Annotated in this window: 14 protein-coding genes and 1 other RNA gene; all 15 read left to right on the top strand. The window is 70.9% G+C overall.

Annotation, left to right across the window (positions count from 1 at the left end):
• Positions 1-25 precede the first annotated feature (25 nt).
• Entirely contained in the window at positions 26-715 is a 690-nt protein-coding gene (ftsE, locus tag IEZ25_RS10005) for a cell division ATP-binding protein FtsE (protein ID WP_191199297.1), read from the top strand.
• A gap of 54 nt (positions 716-769) precedes the next feature.
• Positions 770-1,681: a permease-like cell division protein FtsX gene (gene ftsX, locus IEZ25_RS10000; RefSeq protein ID WP_191199296.1), complete on the top strand. Its 912-nt coding sequence runs from the start codon at positions 770-772 to the stop codon at positions 1,679-1,681.
• 89 nt (positions 1,682-1,770) lie between these two features.
• Complete coding sequence (locus IEZ25_RS22230; RefSeq protein ID WP_191199295.1) at positions 1,771-3,033, top strand: peptidoglycan DD-metalloendopeptidase family protein; 1,263 nt, start codon at positions 1,771-1,773, stop codon at positions 3,031-3,033.
• Positions 3,034-3,060: 27 nt separating this feature from the next.
• On the top strand, positions 3,061-3,540 hold the full coding sequence (smpB, locus tag IEZ25_RS09990) for an SsrA-binding protein SmpB (protein WP_191199294.1): 480 nt from the start codon (positions 3,061-3,063) through the stop codon (positions 3,538-3,540).
• A 1-nt stretch (position 3,541) separates the two neighbouring features.
• Positions 3,542-4,411, top strand: a complete 870-nt coding sequence (locus tag IEZ25_RS09985) for an amidohydrolase family protein (protein ID WP_318152155.1) — start codon at positions 3,542-3,544, stop codon at positions 4,409-4,411.
• 5 nt (positions 4,412-4,416) lie between these two features.
• Positions 4,417-4,953 carry a VanZ family protein gene (locus IEZ25_RS22225; protein ID WP_191199293.1) on the top strand — a complete coding sequence of 179 codons (537 nt, stop codon included), beginning with the start codon at positions 4,417-4,419 and terminating at the stop codon, positions 4,951-4,953.
• 111 nt (positions 4,954-5,064) lie between these two features.
• Positions 5,065-6,198 carry an ROK family transcriptional regulator gene (locus tag IEZ25_RS09975; RefSeq protein WP_191199292.1) on the top strand — a complete coding sequence of 378 codons (1,134 nt, stop codon included), beginning with the start codon at positions 5,065-5,067 and terminating at the stop codon, positions 6,196-6,198.
• 106 nt (positions 6,199-6,304) lie between these two features.
• Positions 6,305-7,597, top strand: a complete 1,293-nt coding sequence (locus IEZ25_RS09970) for an extracellular solute-binding protein (protein WP_318152154.1) — start codon at positions 6,305-6,307, stop codon at positions 7,595-7,597.
• Positions 7,598-7,698: 101 nt separating this feature from the next.
• Positions 7,699-8,607, top strand: coding sequence for a carbohydrate ABC transporter permease (locus IEZ25_RS09965; protein ID WP_191199290.1), 909 nt, complete (start codon positions 7,699-7,701; stop codon positions 8,605-8,607).
• Position 8,608: 1 nt separating this feature from the next.
• Positions 8,609-9,448 (top strand): carbohydrate ABC transporter permease, encoded by an 840-nt coding sequence (locus IEZ25_RS09960; RefSeq protein WP_191199289.1) that lies wholly within the window; start codon positions 8,609-8,611, stop codon positions 9,446-9,448.
• Positions 9,445-10,893, top strand: a complete 1,449-nt coding sequence (locus IEZ25_RS09955; protein ID WP_191199288.1) for a glycoside hydrolase family 3 protein — start codon at positions 9,445-9,447, stop codon at positions 10,891-10,893. Before IEZ25_RS09960 ends, IEZ25_RS09955 begins: the two co-directional genes overlap by 4 nt.
• Positions 10,890-11,807, top strand: coding sequence for an ROK family protein (locus IEZ25_RS09950; RefSeq protein WP_191199287.1), 918 nt, complete (start codon positions 10,890-10,892; stop codon positions 11,805-11,807). The genes IEZ25_RS09955 and IEZ25_RS09950 overlap by 4 nt, the downstream gene beginning before the upstream one ends.
• Positions 11,807-12,592 (top strand): glucosamine-6-phosphate deaminase, encoded by a 786-nt coding sequence (locus IEZ25_RS09945; RefSeq protein ID WP_191199286.1) that lies wholly within the window; start codon positions 11,807-11,809, stop codon positions 12,590-12,592. Before IEZ25_RS09950 ends, IEZ25_RS09945 begins: the two co-directional genes overlap by 1 nt.
• Positions 12,593-12,636: 44 nt before the next feature.
• Complete coding sequence (locus IEZ25_RS09940) at positions 12,637-13,956, top strand: hemolysin family protein (RefSeq protein WP_191199285.1); 1,320 nt, start codon at positions 12,637-12,639, stop codon at positions 13,954-13,956.
• A 192-nt stretch (positions 13,957-14,148) separates the two neighbouring features.
• Positions 14,149-14,519: a transfer-messenger RNA gene (gene ssrA, locus IEZ25_RS09935) on the top strand.
• Positions 14,520-14,664: the final 145 nt, after the last annotated feature.

Below are 14,664 nucleotides of genomic sequence, written 5' to 3'. Positions count from 1 at the left end.
CGCACCCCTCACGTAGCCTCGATGCGTGATTCGCTTCGAGAAGGTCACCAAGAGCTATCCCGGCCACCCCCACCCCGCCCTCGACAACATCTCCGTCGACGTCGAGAAGGGGGAGTTCGTCTTCCTCGTGGGTTCCTCGGGGTCGGGCAAGTCGACCTTCCTCCGCCTCGTGCTCCGCGAGTACCGCCCCTCCCAGGGGCGCGTGTACGTCGCCGGCAAGGAGATCAACCGGCTGGCGGGCTGGAAGGTGCCGCGGCTCCGGCGCGACATCGGCACCGTCTTCCAGGACTTCCGGCTGCTGCCCAACAAGACCGTCACGGAGAACGTCGCCTTCGCCCTCCAGGTCATCGGCAAGTCCCGCAAGGAGATCAAGGACGTCGTCCCCGAGACACTCGAGCTCGTGGGGCTCAGCGGCAAGGGCGACCGGATGCCCGACGAGCTGTCCGGTGGCGAGCAGCAGCGCGTCGCGGTGGCGCGCGCGTTCGTCAACCGGCCGATGATCCTCATCGCCGACGAGCCCACCGGCAACCTCGACCCGACCACGTCCGTCGGGATCATGAAGCTGCTCGACCGCATCAACCGCACGGGTACGACGGTCGTGATGGCGACCCACGACTCGAGCATCGTCGACCAGATGCGCAAGCGCGTGATCGAGCTCGAGAACGGCCACGTCGTCCGCGACCAGGCGCAGGGCGTCTACGGCCACCAGAACTAGCCGGTCCCGGTCTCCCCACCGGATCGTCCCCCACAGATCGAGAGCCTCCACCCCATGCAGCTTCGTTACGTCTTCTCCGAGCTCGGCCAGGGCCTGCGACGCAACCTGTCCATGCACCTCGCCGTGGTGCTCACCCTGTTCGTCTCGCTGACGCTGGTCGGGGTCGGCGTGCTGTTCAACCAGCAGGCCGCCAGGGCCGCCGAGCACTGGGGCAACCAGCTCCAGATCACGGTCTACCTCTGCCGCGCCAACGACAGCGCCGCGGTGTGCCCCAACGCGGTCACCGACGCGCAGAAGACCGAGATCTCGCAGGTCGTCGACGACAACCCCGAGGTCGCCGACTTCCACTTCGAGTCCAGCGAGCAGGCGCTCGACAAGGCCCGCGAGCTCTACGGCGACGAGCTGTTCTCCGGCGACAACCCGGCGATCACCGCCGCCGACATGCCGCAGACGATCTGGATCACCCTCGACGACCCACAGCAGTACCAGGGCATCACCAGCGCCGTGCAGGGACTCGACGGCGTCTCCAAGGTCCGCGACATGCGAGAACAGGTGGCGCCGATCCTCGACTCGATCAACATGCTCCAGTGGGTCGCGCTCGGGACCGCCGCGTTCCTGGTGTTCGCCGCGCTGCTGCTGGTGGCCAACACGATCCGGCTCGCGGCCTTCGCCCGGCGCAAGGAGATCGGCATCATGCGGCTCGTGGGCGCCTCCACGCTCTACATCGCCCTGCCCTTCCTCCTCGAGGCGCTGGTCACCGCCCTCATCGGCGTCGCGCTCGCCGGCGCCGCACTCTGGGGGTTCATGTACTTCGGCATCGACGAGCTCTCCCAGAACCGGTTGAAGTTCGTCCCGTGGATCGGGTGGGACGAGTTCTGGCTCGCCGCAGGCACGGTCGCGATCCTCGGTCCGCTGCTGACCTTGCTCCCGACACTCGTGCTGACGCGCAAATACCTCAAAGTCTGACCGCCGGGGGTTAGCGTCTAGGCGTCTCCCCACGGCTGGCCCGCGGAGAGCCACCCTTCCCCGCTTCCCCAACGCAAAGGCTTCCCCCGGTGCGTACCTTCCCCCGTGCCGCTCAACGCCGCATGGCCGCAGCACTCGTCGCGGTCCTGGCACTGAGCGTGACCGCAGCCCACGCCGACGACCTCAAGGACAAGAAGAACAAGGTCGAGCGCCAGCTCAAGGGCGCCAAGAAGGACCTCGACGAGTCCAGCTCGCAGCTGTCCGACGCCAACGCGCGGCTCGAGGCGGCCAAGGAGCAGCTGGACACCGCGAAGACCCGGCTCGCCACTGCGCAGGGCAAGGTGGCCGTGGCGCAGGAGCGCGACGCCGAGATGCAGGCCGAGCTGGCCGCAGCCGAGCAGGCCCTCGTCGAGGCCGAGGCCGCGCTCACCCAGGGGGCCGCCGACCGGGAGGCGCAGCGCGAGCGGGTCGCGTCGACCGTCGCCGACATGTACTCCGAGGGAGACCCCGAGCTGATCGCCTTCTCCTCGCTCATCGACGCCGAGTCGACCGAGGAGCTCACCCGCCGCGACGGCGTGCGCGACGTGATCGTGGGACAGGAGGCACGCGCCTACGACGAGCTCCGGGCCGCCGAGGTGCTCCTCGAGGTGCAGGAGCAGCAGGTCGCCGCCGCCCGTGACGACGTGGCGACCAAGCGCGAGGAGGCCGCCGAGCACCTCACGCTGATGCAGGAGCTCGAGGCCGAGCAGCAGGCCGCCAAGGACTCGGTGGTGTCGCTGGTGCTCGAGCGCCGCGACGCCAAGGTCGAGGCGCGCGCGGCGCGCGAGGCCGACGTCGCCACGATCAAGAAGCTCGAGAAGGAGCAGAAGAAGCTCGAGGAGCAGCTGCGCAAGCGGGCGCTGGCCGCGCTCCGCAAGCGGCAGGCCAACGGTCGGTCCGTGGCCACCGGCCCGACGGGTGGCCTGCTGGCGTACCCGGTCGACGGCTACGTCACCTCGCCCTTCGGCTACCGCGAGCACCCGATCTACCACTACTGGGGCCTGCACGACGGCGTCGACTTCGGTGGCGGCTGCGGCACCCCGCTGCGCGCCGCGGCGCCCGGCAAGGTGATCTCGTCCTACTGGAGCGACGTCTACGGCAACCGGCTGGTGGTCGACGTCGGCGCCATCGCCGGCCGCGGCGTCGCCGTCATCTACAACCACGCCGAGAAGTACGACGTCGGGGTGGGCGACACCGTCCAGCAGGGCCAGGTCCTCGGCTACGAGGGCAGCACCGGCTGGTCCACGGGCTGCCACCTGCACTTCACGGTGATGGAGAACGGCAAGGCCGTCGACCCGATGGGCTACTTCTGATTGGACACCGCCTGAGACAATGGTGGGATGCCGAAGGAGCAGGGCCAGAAGATGGTCGCGCAGAACAAGAAGGCGCGCCACGACTACCACATCGAGGACACGTGGGAGGCCGGCCTCGTCCTCATGGGGACCGAGGTGAAGTCCCTGCGGCAGGGGCGCGCGTCCCTCGTCGACGGCTTCGCCGAGGTCGAGCGCGGCGAGGCCTGGCTCCTCGGTGTGCACATCCCCGAGTACAGCCAGGGCACGTGGACCAACCACGCCGCCCGCCGCCGTCGCAAGCTGCTGCTCAACCGCTCCGAGATCGACAAGATCGAGCGCAAGATCACCGACAAGGGCTACACGATCGTGCCGCTGTCGCTCTACTTCAAGGACGGCCGCGCGAAGGTCGAGATCGCCCTGGCGAAGGGCAAGAAGTCCTACGACAAGCGGCACACGCTGGCCGAGCGCACCGCCAACCGCGAGAAGGTCGAGGCGGTCCAGCGGAGGCTCAAGGGCCATCGCGACTGAGGTGACGACGGATCCTGTCGGCTTCGCCGAGCAGCTCGGGCTGCCCGGCCTGATGGACCTGCACACCCACTTCCTCCCGCCGCGGGTGATGGCCAAGGTCCGCGCGCAGTTCGACGAGGCCGGCCCGCTCATCGGGAGGGCGTGGCCGCTGCGCTACCGCGCCGACGACGACGTCCTGGTCGACGTGCTGCGCTCCTTCGGGGTCCGCCGGTTCACGGCGCTCCCCTACGCCCACAAGCCCGGCATGGCGGAGTTCCTCAACGACTGGGCGGCCGGCTTCGCCGAGCGGGTGCCCGAGGCGGCGGTCTGCGGCACCTTCTTCCCCGAGCCCGACGTGGCGACGTACGTCGCCTCCCGGTCCGCCACCGTCCGGGTCTGGAAGGTGCACGTGCAGGTCGGGGCCTTCACCGTCACCGACCCGTTGCTCGACGAGGCCTGGGGCCTCGTCGCCGAGACCGGCGCACCGGTCGTGCTCCACGCCGGCAGCGGCCCGGTCGCGACCGAGCACACGGGGCCGGGACCGGTCGCCGCGCTGCTCGCGCGTCACCCGCGGCTGCGGCTCGTGATCGCGCACGCGGGCGCGCCGGAGTACGCCGAGTTCCTCGCCCTCGCCGAGGCCCACGAGCGGGTCGCGCTGGACACGACGATGGCCTTCACGCCGTTCTTCGAGGAGATGGCAGGCCGCTACCCGGCCACGCTGCTCCCGCGGCTGCTCGACCTCGGTCTCGCCGGCAGGGTGCACCTGGGCAGCGACTTCCCGAACATCCCCTACGACTACGGCGTGCAGCTCGCCGGGCTCGCCGGCCTCGGGCTGGGCGAGGAATGGCTGCGCAAGGTCTGCTGGGACAACACCGCCGCGCTCGTGGGCTGACCGGCGTGTTTCGCGAGGTACCGGTGCTCCCGGTGGTCGTCCCCCTCGGTGCGGTGATCGTGCTGGTGCTCGGCTGGCGTCTGCGCCGCCGGGGTCTGTTCTCGCTCCCGCGGGCGTCGGTAGCGCTGGCCCTCGGTGTCTACGCCGCCGGGATCGTGGCCAACACGGTCTTCCCGATCTTCCTGGACAAGCCCGAACGGACCATGGAGTGGGACTCGGCGCTCTCCCTCACCCCGATTGCCGGCTACGAGGTCGCCGACGCGATCATGAACGTCGCGGTCTTCACACCGCTCGGGGTGCTCGTGGCGCTGCTCCTCGCCAGGCCGACCTGGTGGCGGGTGGTGGGGGTCTCGGCCGCGGCCAGCCTGGCGATCGAGGTCACGCAGTACGTCACCGCGCGCCTGCTCGGCGGCGGCCACGTCGCCGACGTCGACGACCTGCTCTTCAATGTGCTCGGGGGAGCGCTCGGCTTCGGCATCCTCGGTCTGGTGATGCGCGTGCCGGTGCTGGCGGGGCTGCTCGACAGGTTCCGCTGGCGCTGAGCCGGGGACGCACGGGTGGGTGCTCCCGATCATGGTCCGGAGAAGGTGGACGTGCATCTCGCGGGACGAAACTCTTGACGCGAGATAAGTAAGTGCGATGAACTAACTAATGTGACCCCGCACACACCGGTCGGCCGGCAGCTCCGCCCGCAGGGCAAGCTGCTCCAGGAGGACGCGCGCCGACACCACCGCTCGCTGCTGCTCCAGCAGCTCTTCCGCGAAGGCCCGGCGAGCCGCGCCGACCTGGCCCGCGCCAGCGGCCTGACCCGCGTCACCGTCTCGGACCTCGTGGGCCAGATGGTCACCGACGGGCTCGTCACCGAGCTCGGCGCGCCGGCCGGGAGCCGGGTCGGCAAGCCCCCGACGCTCGTCGGGCTCGCCGCCGACTCGCACCACATCATCGGCCTCGACCTGTCCGAGACCGACCGGATGTCGGGTGCCGTGGTCAACCTCGCCGGCACCGTCCAGGCCCGTCACGAGGTCCACGTCGACGGCGCGGAGGGCGAGCAGGCGGTGGAGCTGGTCCAGCGACTCGCCGCCGAGCTGATGGCGATGACCGACCGCCCGGTGCTCGGCATCGGCGTCGGCAGTCCCGGCATCGTCGACCCGGCCGGCACCGTGATCGAGGCCCCCAACCTGGCCTGGTCCGACACCCCGCTCGCCGCGCGCCTCGCCGCGGCCCTCGACGTCCCCGTCTACGTCGCCAACGACGCCAACACCGCCGTGATGGGCGAGCACACGTTCGGCGAGTCCGGCGACGGCGGCCTGATGGTGCTGCGCGTCGGCACCGGCGTGGGTGCCGGCTTCGTGCTCGGCGGGTCGTTGCTGCACGGTCACCTGGGAGCCGCCGGCGAGATCGGCCACGTCGTGGTCGACGACGACGGCGAGGCCTGCGCCTGCGGGCGTACGGGCTGCCTGGAGACCCTCCTGTCGGCGCCGCGCCTCCGGCGCCGCGTCGGGGAGCCCGGTGTGGACGCCCCCGCCGCGCTCTCCGGCGTCGGCACGAGGCTGGGGGAGGTGCTGGCGCCCATCGTGGCCGCCCTCAACCTGCACGAGATCGTGCTGAGCGGCCCCGCGGAGCTGCTCGACGGTCCGCTGCTCGACGCGGCCGACCGGTCCATCCGTGAGCGGACCATGCCGATCAGCTCCACCGGGCTGACCGTCCGCACCTCCAAGCTCGGGGAGGACGTGGTGGTCGTGGGAGCGGCCGTCCTCGTCCTGTCCGGAGAACTGGGCGTCTCGTGACGCTCTCCACCAGCTCGGGACCAGCCAGCACGCCCCAGTCGAGAACTCCCTGGGGAAGAACTCCCAGTCACAACTCCGAGCAACATCGATGAGAGGAACACCAGTGGTGCGCATCAAGAAGTCATTGACCGGTGTGGCGGTCGCCGCACTCGCGCTGACCACGCTCGCCGCGTGCGGCAGCGACGACGACGGCGGCTCGTCGAACGAGAGCGGGGGCCCGGAGTCGGCGGACATCCGCGTCTGGCTCAACGGGACCGACACTCCGCAGGAGGCCCGCGACTGGCTGAAGAAGACCTTCGAGGACGAGAACCCCGGCTCCACGCTCACGATCGAGCAGCAGGAGTGGGACGGTCTGGTGGAGAAGCTGACGACGTCGCTGTCCAGCGAGTCCGAGACGCCCGACGTCGTCGAGATCGGCAACACCCAGGCACCCACGTTCACCTCGGCCGGTGCGTTCTCCGACCTCACCGGCGAGCTGTCCGACTTCGGCGGCGACGACCTGCTGCCGGGCTTCGTCGAGGGTGCGACCGTCGACGGCAAGACCTACGCCGTGCCCTACTACGCGGGCTCGAAGTACATCTTCTACCGCAAGGACCTCCTCAAGAAGTCCGGCCTCGACGTGCCCACCAACCTCGACGAGTTCGTCCAGGCCGCGATCACGCTCAAGAAGGACAACCCCAAGCCGGGCAACTTCTCCGGGTTCTGGTTCCCCGGCCAGGACTGGCGCAACGGCGCCGCGTTCGTCTGGGCCGCGGGCGGCGACCTGGCGGTCGACGACGGTGGTGAGTGGACCGGCTCGCTGGCCTCGGACGACTCCGTCGCGGGCCTCGAGATGGCCCAGGAGCTCTTCACGCAGGCCTCGGGTGCCCCGAAGGACGGCAACGAGGCAGATCCGTGGACCCCGTTCTGCGCCGGTGAGGTCGGCATGATGTCGACGCCCGGCTGGGTCAAGGGCCTCATCGAGGCCGACGACACCGGCTGCCCGGACACCTTCGCCAAGGACATGGGCGTCTTCGCGCTCCCCGGTGACGACGGCTCGCCGGCGCCGGTCCTGCTCGGCGGGTCCGACATCGCGATCGCGTCCAAGTCGCCCAACCAGGCCCTCGCGCAGAAGGCCGTCGCCCTCATGCTGAGCGACGACTACCAGACGATCATGGCCGAGGCCGGGCTCACGCCGGCCAAGCAGTCGCTCGCCTCGCTGCTCGGCGACGACGAGTACGCGAAGGCCACCATCGAGGCCGCGTCGGACGCCAAGCTCACCCCGGCCGCGCCGGGCTGGGCCAACGTCGAGGGCTCGCGCGTGCTGGAGGACCTCTTCAGCGCCATCGCCCAGGGCGGTGACGTCCAGCAGCTCGCGGAGAAGGCGGACGACCAGATGAACGGTCAGCTCAACGGCTGACCCCGGATCCTCCTGACCCACCCGATCCGGCACCGGCGGGGGCGGCACCAGCCGCTGCCCCCGCCGCTGCCTGTCCCGCCCACGACGAGAAGGGAGCAGCGATGAGCGAGCGCACCGACCGTGCCCGCGCGGTGTCCCTGCCCTACCTCCTCCTGACCCCGGCCGTGCTGGCCCTGTGCCTCGCGCTCGGCTACCCGCTGGTGCGCCAGGTGGTCCTCTCCTTCCAGGAGTTCGGCCTGGCCCAGCAGTTCGGCACGCCACCGGAGTGGGTGGGGCTCGACAACTACCGCGAGCTCCTGACCGACGCCTACCTGTGGAAGGTCACGCTCCGCACGATCGTCTTCTGCCTGGTCAACGCCGCGGTGACGATGCTCATCGGCGTCGGCCTCGCGCTGGTCATGCGGACGATGTCGACGTGGGTGCGACTGCTCACCCAGACCGGCCTGCTGCTCGCCTGGGCGATGCCCGTCGTCGCCTCGCTGACCGTGTGGCAGTGGCTCTTCGACACCCAGTACGGCGTCGTCAACTACGTGCTGTCCGCGCTCGGCGGTGACTTCGAGGGCCACGGCTGGCTGCTGCGCCCGCTGTCGTTCTTCTTCGTCGCCACCGTGATCGTGGTCTGGATGAGCGTGCCGTTCGTCGCGTTCACCGTGTACGCCGCCCTCACCCAGCTGCCGGGGGAGCTGCTCGAGGCCTCCGAGATCGACGGCGCCGGCATGCTCCAGCGGCTGCGCTACGTCATCCTGCCGAGCATCCGCCCGGTCCTGCTCGTGGTCGGGCTGCTCCAGGTCATCTGGGACCTGCGCGTGTTCACCCAGATCTACATCCTGCAGCAGGCCGGCGGCAGCGCCCGCGAGACCAACCTGCTCGGCACCTACATCTACCGCCTGGGCATCGGAGGCGGTGACTTCGGCACGTCCGCCGCGGTCGCGATCTTCATGCTGGCGCTGACGGTCGTCCTGACCGCCCCCTACGTCCGCGCCATGCTGCGCCAGGAGAGGGAGGCCTGACATGGCCCGTACTGCATCTCGCCCCGCACGCCTGACCGCCAACGGCATCGGCCTGGTGGCCTTCGTCCTGGCGACCTTCCCGGTCTACTGGATGCTCAACAGCTCCTTCCTCGACCGCAACGAGATCCGCAACCCGGTCCCGACGTGGGTGCCGTTCGGTGGCGACCTCGACAACTTCCGCACCGTCTTCGAGACCGGTCAGTTCGTGAGCGCGCTCAAGATCAGCCTGATGGTCACCGGCCTGACCCTCCTGGTGGCGCTGAGCTTCGCGTTCGTCGCCGCCGTCGCGGTCTCGCGGTTCCGCTTCCGCGGCCGGATCTCCTTCATCGTCACGCTGCTGGTGATCCAGATGATCCCCGCCGAGGGGCTCTTCATCTCCCAGTACAAGATGCTCGAGACGATGGAGCTGCTCAACACCGTCGTGGGCCTCACGATCGTCTACGTCGCCGGTGTGCTGCCCTTCACCATCTGGACCCTGCGGGGCTTCGTCGAGGGCGTCCCCTACGAGCTCGAGGAGGCGGCGATGATGGACGGCTGCACCCGCACCGGGGCGTTCTTCAAGGTCACCTTCCCGCTGCTCGCGCCCGGCCTCGTCGCCACCGGCGTGTTCGGCTTCATCCAGGCGTGGAACGAGTTCACCCTCGCGCTGGTCGTGATGACCCGGGAGGACCAGCGCACGCTGCCGCTGTGGCTCTCGACGTTCACCGACGTCAACCGCGGCACGGACTGGGGCGGCATCATGGCCGGCTCGACGCTGATCGCGGTCCCGGTGATCATCTTCTTCCTGATCGTCCAGGGCCGCATGGTCAGCGGCCTCACCGCCGGGGCGGTCAAGGGATGAGCACCCACGACGTACGACGTCTGGCGCTGCAGGTGCTGCTGCCCGGCTTCGCGGGCACGTCGCTGCCCGACGACTACCGGGCGCTGCTCGAGGAGGGCCTCGGCGGCATCTGCTACTTCGGCAGCAACACCGCGGGCGGGTCCGCGAGCACCGCGGCGCTCAGTGCCGCGATCGCCGCCGCCAACCCGGGAGCCGTGATCGCCGTCGACGAGGAGGGTGGCGACGTCAGCCGCCTGCACACCCGGGTGCCGAGCCCGGTGCTGGGTGCGGCTGCGCTCGGCGGGGCGGGTGACCTCCGCCTGACCGAGGCCGTGGGCCGCTGGGTCGGACACGAGCTGGCCGCCGTCGGCGTCACCCTCGACCTCGCGCCCGACGCCGACGTCAACAGCAACCCCGACAATCCGGTCATCGGCACCCGCAGCTTCGGCACCGACCCCTCGGACGTCGCCGCCCACGTGGCCGCGTGGACCCGCGGACTGCAGTCGACCGGTGTCGGCGCCTGCGCCAAGCACTTCCCCGGCCACGGCGACACCGCGACCGACAGCCACCTCGCGCTGCCGCGGATCGACGTCGACGCCGCCACGCTCGCCGAGCGCGAGCTCGTGCCGTTCGCCACGGTCGTCCGGGCGGGCATCGCCTCGGTGATGACGTCGCACATCGTCGTCCCGGCGCTCGACCCCGACCGGCCCGCGACCCTCAGCCCGGTGGTGCTGCGCCTCCTGCGCGAGGACCTGGGCTTCGACGGCGTCATCGTCTCCGACGCGCTCGACATGGCCGGCGCGTCGGCCGAGCACGGCATCCCGGAGGCGGCCGTGCTCGCGCTCGTGGCGGGCTGCGACCTGCTCTGCATCGGACCCGACAAGCCGGCGGCGCTGGTCGAGGAGGTCGTCGATGCGGTCCTCCGGGCGGTCGAGGACGACCGGCTCACCCGGGACCGGCTCGCCGAGGCGGCCGCGCGCGTGGCGGCGCTGGGCGCGCTCGGGGCGGAGGTCGAGGTCACCGAGCCCGACGAGCGGTGGCTGGCCGAGGCCGCCGCCTGCGCCATGCACGTCGACGGCGACCTGCCCGACCTCAGCGGGGCCACCGTGCTCAGCGTCGAGACGACCGCCAACATCGCCGTCGGCGAGGTGGCGTGGGGCATGCCCGCCGACCACCGTCTCGACCCGGCCGGGCTCGCCCGCGGCCTGCCGGCCGAGGTGCCGGACGGCGTCCCCCTCGTCGTCCAGGTGCGCGACGCCGGCCGCCGACCCGAGGTGCTGGCCTTCCTGCGCTCGCTCGCCGACGCCGGACGCGTCGCGGTGGTGGTCGAGTGGGGCTGGCCGGCGACGTACGACGTGGGGCTCCCCACGATCAGCACCCGCGGCTCGTCTGCACCGGGCGCCGCCGCGGTGACCGAGCTGGTGCGAGAGGCTGGGCTCGTGCGCGAAGCAGGGTGGGCGACATGAGGGCCGCACTGGCGGGCACCCGCGCGGTGGGGCTCGACATCGGCGGGACCAAGACCCACGGGGTGGTGCTCGGCGAGGACGGCGAGATCATCGCCCAGAGCCGCAAGTCCACCCGATCCGGCGCGGAGGGCGTCGTCGAGAGCGCCGCCCGGGTGTTCGAGGCCCTGGCCCGCGAGACGGGAGAGCCACTGATCTGCCGGGTCGGGGTCGGTGTGCCGGGCCTGGTCGACACCGAGCGCGGGACGCTGCGGCACGCCGTCAACCTCGGCGTCGACGGCGACGACCTGCCCCTGCGCGACCTGCTCGCCGAGCGACTGGGCGTGCCGGTGGTCATCGAGAACGACGTGAACGCCGCCGCACTGGCCGCGCGAGCCCTGGTCGAGGCCGACGACGTGGTCTACCTCAGCGTCGGCACCGGACTGGCCGCGGGGCTCGTCGTCGACGGTCGGCTCCGGCGCGGCGAGCACGGAGCCGCGGGCGAGATCGGACACCTGCCCATCGACCCGACCGGCGCCGAGTGCGGCTGCGGCCAGATCGGCTGCCTGGAGACCATCGCGTCGGGGCGGGCGCTCGCCCGCGCCTGGCCGACGCCCGACGGACCGCCGGCCGCGGACCTGTTCGCGGCGGCCGCTGCGGGTGACGTCAAGGCGATCGACGTGCGTGACCACTTCTGCTGGGGCGTGGCGAGCGCGATCCGCGCCCTGGGCCTGGCGATCGATCCCGAGCAGATCGTGCTCGGCGGCGGCGTCAGCGAGGTCGGTGAGCCGCTGCGGGTCGAGGTGGTCCGCCAGCTGCGCTCGCTGGGGGAGGGGTCTCCCTTCCTCGCCTCGCTCGGCCTGGCCGACCGGCTCAGCATGGTCCCCTTGCACTACCCGGTGGCCACCGTCGGCGCCGCGATCCTGGGGAGGGACTGATGGAGGTCGTGCCGCTGGACAGCGCCGAGGCCGTCGGTGCGCTCGCCGCGGACACCATCGAGGCGCTGGTGCGACGCACGCCGGCCGCGGTGCTCGGACTGGCGACCGGGTCGAGCCCGCTGCCGACCTACCAGGAGCTCGTCCGCCGGCACCGGGCCGGCACCGCTCCGTCGTACGACCGGGTGCGCTGCTTCACCCTCGACGAGTACGTCGGCCTGCCGCCGGGGCACCCGCAGAGCTATCGCGAGGTGATCTTCGCCGAGGTGACCGACGGGCTCGGGATCGACCGTGAGCGGGTCACCAGCCCCGACGTGGACCCGGACGGGCTGCCCGAGGCGGGCGCCCGCTACGAGTCGGCGCTCGTCGCCGCCGGGGGAGTCGACGTGCAGGTCCTCGGGATCGGCGGCGACGGCCACCTCGCCTTCAACGAGCCCGGCTCGTCCCTCGTCTCGCTGACCCGCCTCAAGACGCTCACCGACCGCACCCGCCAGGACAACGCCCGCTTCTTCGACTCCATCGACGAGGTGCCGCGCCACGTGCTGACGCAGGGGCTCGGCACGATCGGTCGTGCGCGGCACCTGCTGCTCGTCGTCTCGGGCGAGGGCAAGGCGCAGGCGGTGGCGGACGCTGTGGAGGGCCCGGTCTCGGCGACGTGTCCCGCCTCCGTGCTGCAGCTGCACGCCCACGTCACCGTGCTGCTCGACCCCGCGGCTGCGTCGCGGCTCTCGCGCGTCGACTACTACCGCGAGGTCTACGACGGGAAGCCGGAGTGGCAGGGCCTGTGACGACGCGTTGCCGTCGCCGCACACGTCTTCTATAGGTTGTGCCCGTGGAATCGGGAACCTGGGTCGACGTCCTGCTCGTGCTCGGCTTCGTGCTGGTCGGCGGTGTCTTCGCCGCGACCGAGATCGCGCTGGTGTCGCTGCGCGCCGCGCAGGTCGACAAGCTGGAGGCGCAGGGCGGCCGCGGCCATGCCGTCGCCTCGCTCGCCCGGGACCCCAACCGCTTCCTGTCGGCGGTGCAGATCGGCGTCACCGTCGCGGGCTTCTTCTCCGCCGCGTTCGGCGCGTCGACGCTCGCGCCGGCCTTCGAGCCGGTCTTCGAGGGCCTCGGCACACCGGCCCCGGCCACCGTCTCGCTGGTCGTGACGACCCTCGTGGTGTCGTACCTCTCCCTGGTCCTCGGCGAGCTGGTGCCCAAGCGCCTCGCCCTGCAGCGCTCGGTCGGCGTCGCCAAGCTGTTCGCCCCGCCGCTGGGCAAGTTCGCCGTCGTCATGACTCCGGTCATCTGGCTGCTGTCGCTGTCCACCAACCTGCTGCTGCGCCTGCTCGGCGCGAACCCCGACGCGGGCAGCGACGAGGTCGACGAGGAGGAGCTGCGGATGATGATCTCCGGTCACGAGGAGATCCCCGAGGGCGAGCGCAAGCTGGTCGACGACGTCTTCGAGGCCGGCGACCGCTCCCTGAGCGAGGTGATGAAGCCGCGTGGCGACGTGGTGTTCCTCCGTGGTGACATGACCCTCGCCGAGGCGGTCGGTGTCATCGTCGACGAGCCCTACACCCGCTACCCGGCGACCGGTGAGTCGTTCGACGAGATCCTCGGCTACCTCCACCTGCGCGACGTGCTCGGCCGTGCCGACGACACGTCGAGCACGGTCGCCGACATCGTGCGCGAGCTCCCCGTGCTGCCACGCACCAACCGCGTGCTCCCCTCGATCGACCACCTGCGCAGCATCGGCGCCCACATCGCGCTCGTCGTCGACGAGTACGGCGGCACCGACGGCATCGTCACCCTCGAGGACCTGATGGAGGAGCTCGTCGGTGAGATCCACGACGAGTACGACCGCGACGCCGAGATCGCGGCGTCCGCCGATCCGGAGACCATCGAGGCCGGACTGACGATCGAGGAGTTCGGCGAGCGCACCGGCGTCGAGCTCGAGGACGGTCCCTACGAGACCGTCGCCGGCTTCGTGCTCCACCGCCTCGCCCGGATGGCCGAGACGGGCGACCGGGTGATGGTCGCGGACCGCGTCGTCGAGGTGGCCGAGGTCGACGGTCACCGCATCACCCGCGTACGTCTCCACGCACCCGTGCCGCCAGCTGAGCCGGCCGACTCGGCCGAGACCCCCCGATCGTCCACCTCGGAGTGACAAGCCGGCGGCGGCACGGTTGACCACGGCCCTCGCCTCCCTGCGCTGCTGCTCCCGAACTCGGCATCACCGTCGACCAGAGGGCCGACGTCGTCGCCGACGATCGGCTCACGGTGGGCTGACGGGGGAGCGAAGGGGAACGCGGGCGACGGCGGTCGGTGTCGGCACGTATGATCGAGTCATAACTCAAGAGGGGCTGATCGGTTTCGACTTGGGACGTTAGTTCCAGGGGAAGCGGGTCGAGAAGCCAGCGCCATCTCGTAAACGATCGCTGGAAACCTATAGTTGCCAATTCTGAGCGCAACGACTTCGCTCTCGCTGCCTGAGCAGTGACCGAAGGGTCTGACCGGGCATCCGTCTCCGTCCCGGACCCAGGCCTCATCTAGGAGACTTGCTGGTCACTCTCTGTCAGGAGGGGTGACCGGGACTCAATCCTGACTGAGCCTGTCGGCGACGTGTCTGTGCGAGCGCCGGGGCCGAGAAAAGCGACAACACGGACTGCACCCGGAGAAGACCTGGATCGACGCTCGAGGACCGGGGTTCGATTCCCCGCAGCTCCACCTGTGTGATCTCTCAGGAGATACCGGACAGGCCGGACCCAGATTCTGGGTCCGGCCTTCTGTGTTGTCCGGGCTTGGGGCCGGGCGGTCGGCCTAGTGGCTGGTAGTTGCGGGTGGGGTCGATGGTGAGCTCACGGAGCAGTTCGCC

The sequence above is a fragment of the Nocardioides hwasunensis genome, from assembly GCF_014779665.1.
Lineage (GTDB): Bacteria > Actinomycetota > Actinomycetes > Propionibacteriales > Nocardioidaceae > Nocardioides > Nocardioides hwasunensis.
The sequence above is the reverse complement of the archived record's forward strand: the minus strand, read 5'-3'. Positions and strand labels throughout refer to the sequence as shown.

Excerpts from the sequence above, each read along its gene's own strand:
- IEZ25_RS09945 (WP_191199286.1), top strand. The coding sequence starts at position 11,807 with ATGGAGGTCGTGCCGCTGGACAGCGCCGAGGCCGTCGGTGCGCTCGCC.
- IEZ25_RS09960 (WP_191199289.1), top strand. The coding sequence starts at position 8,609 with ATGGCCCGTACTGCATCTCGCCCCGCACGCCTGACCGCCAACGGCATC.
- IEZ25_RS09955 (WP_191199288.1), top strand. The coding sequence starts at position 9,445 with ATGAGCACCCACGACGTACGACGTCTGGCGCTGCAGGTGCTGCTGCCC.
- smpB (WP_191199294.1), top strand. The coding sequence starts at position 3,061 with ATGCCGAAGGAGCAGGGCCAGAAGATGGTCGCGCAGAACAAGAAGGCG.
- ftsX (WP_191199296.1), top strand. The coding sequence starts at position 770 with ATGCAGCTTCGTTACGTCTTCTCCGAGCTCGGCCAGGGCCTGCGACGC.
- IEZ25_RS09950 (WP_191199287.1), top strand. The coding sequence starts at position 10,890 with ATGAGGGCCGCACTGGCGGGCACCCGCGCGGTGGGGCTCGACATCGGC.
- IEZ25_RS09965 (WP_191199290.1), top strand. The coding sequence starts at position 7,699 with ATGAGCGAGCGCACCGACCGTGCCCGCGCGGTGTCCCTGCCCTACCTC.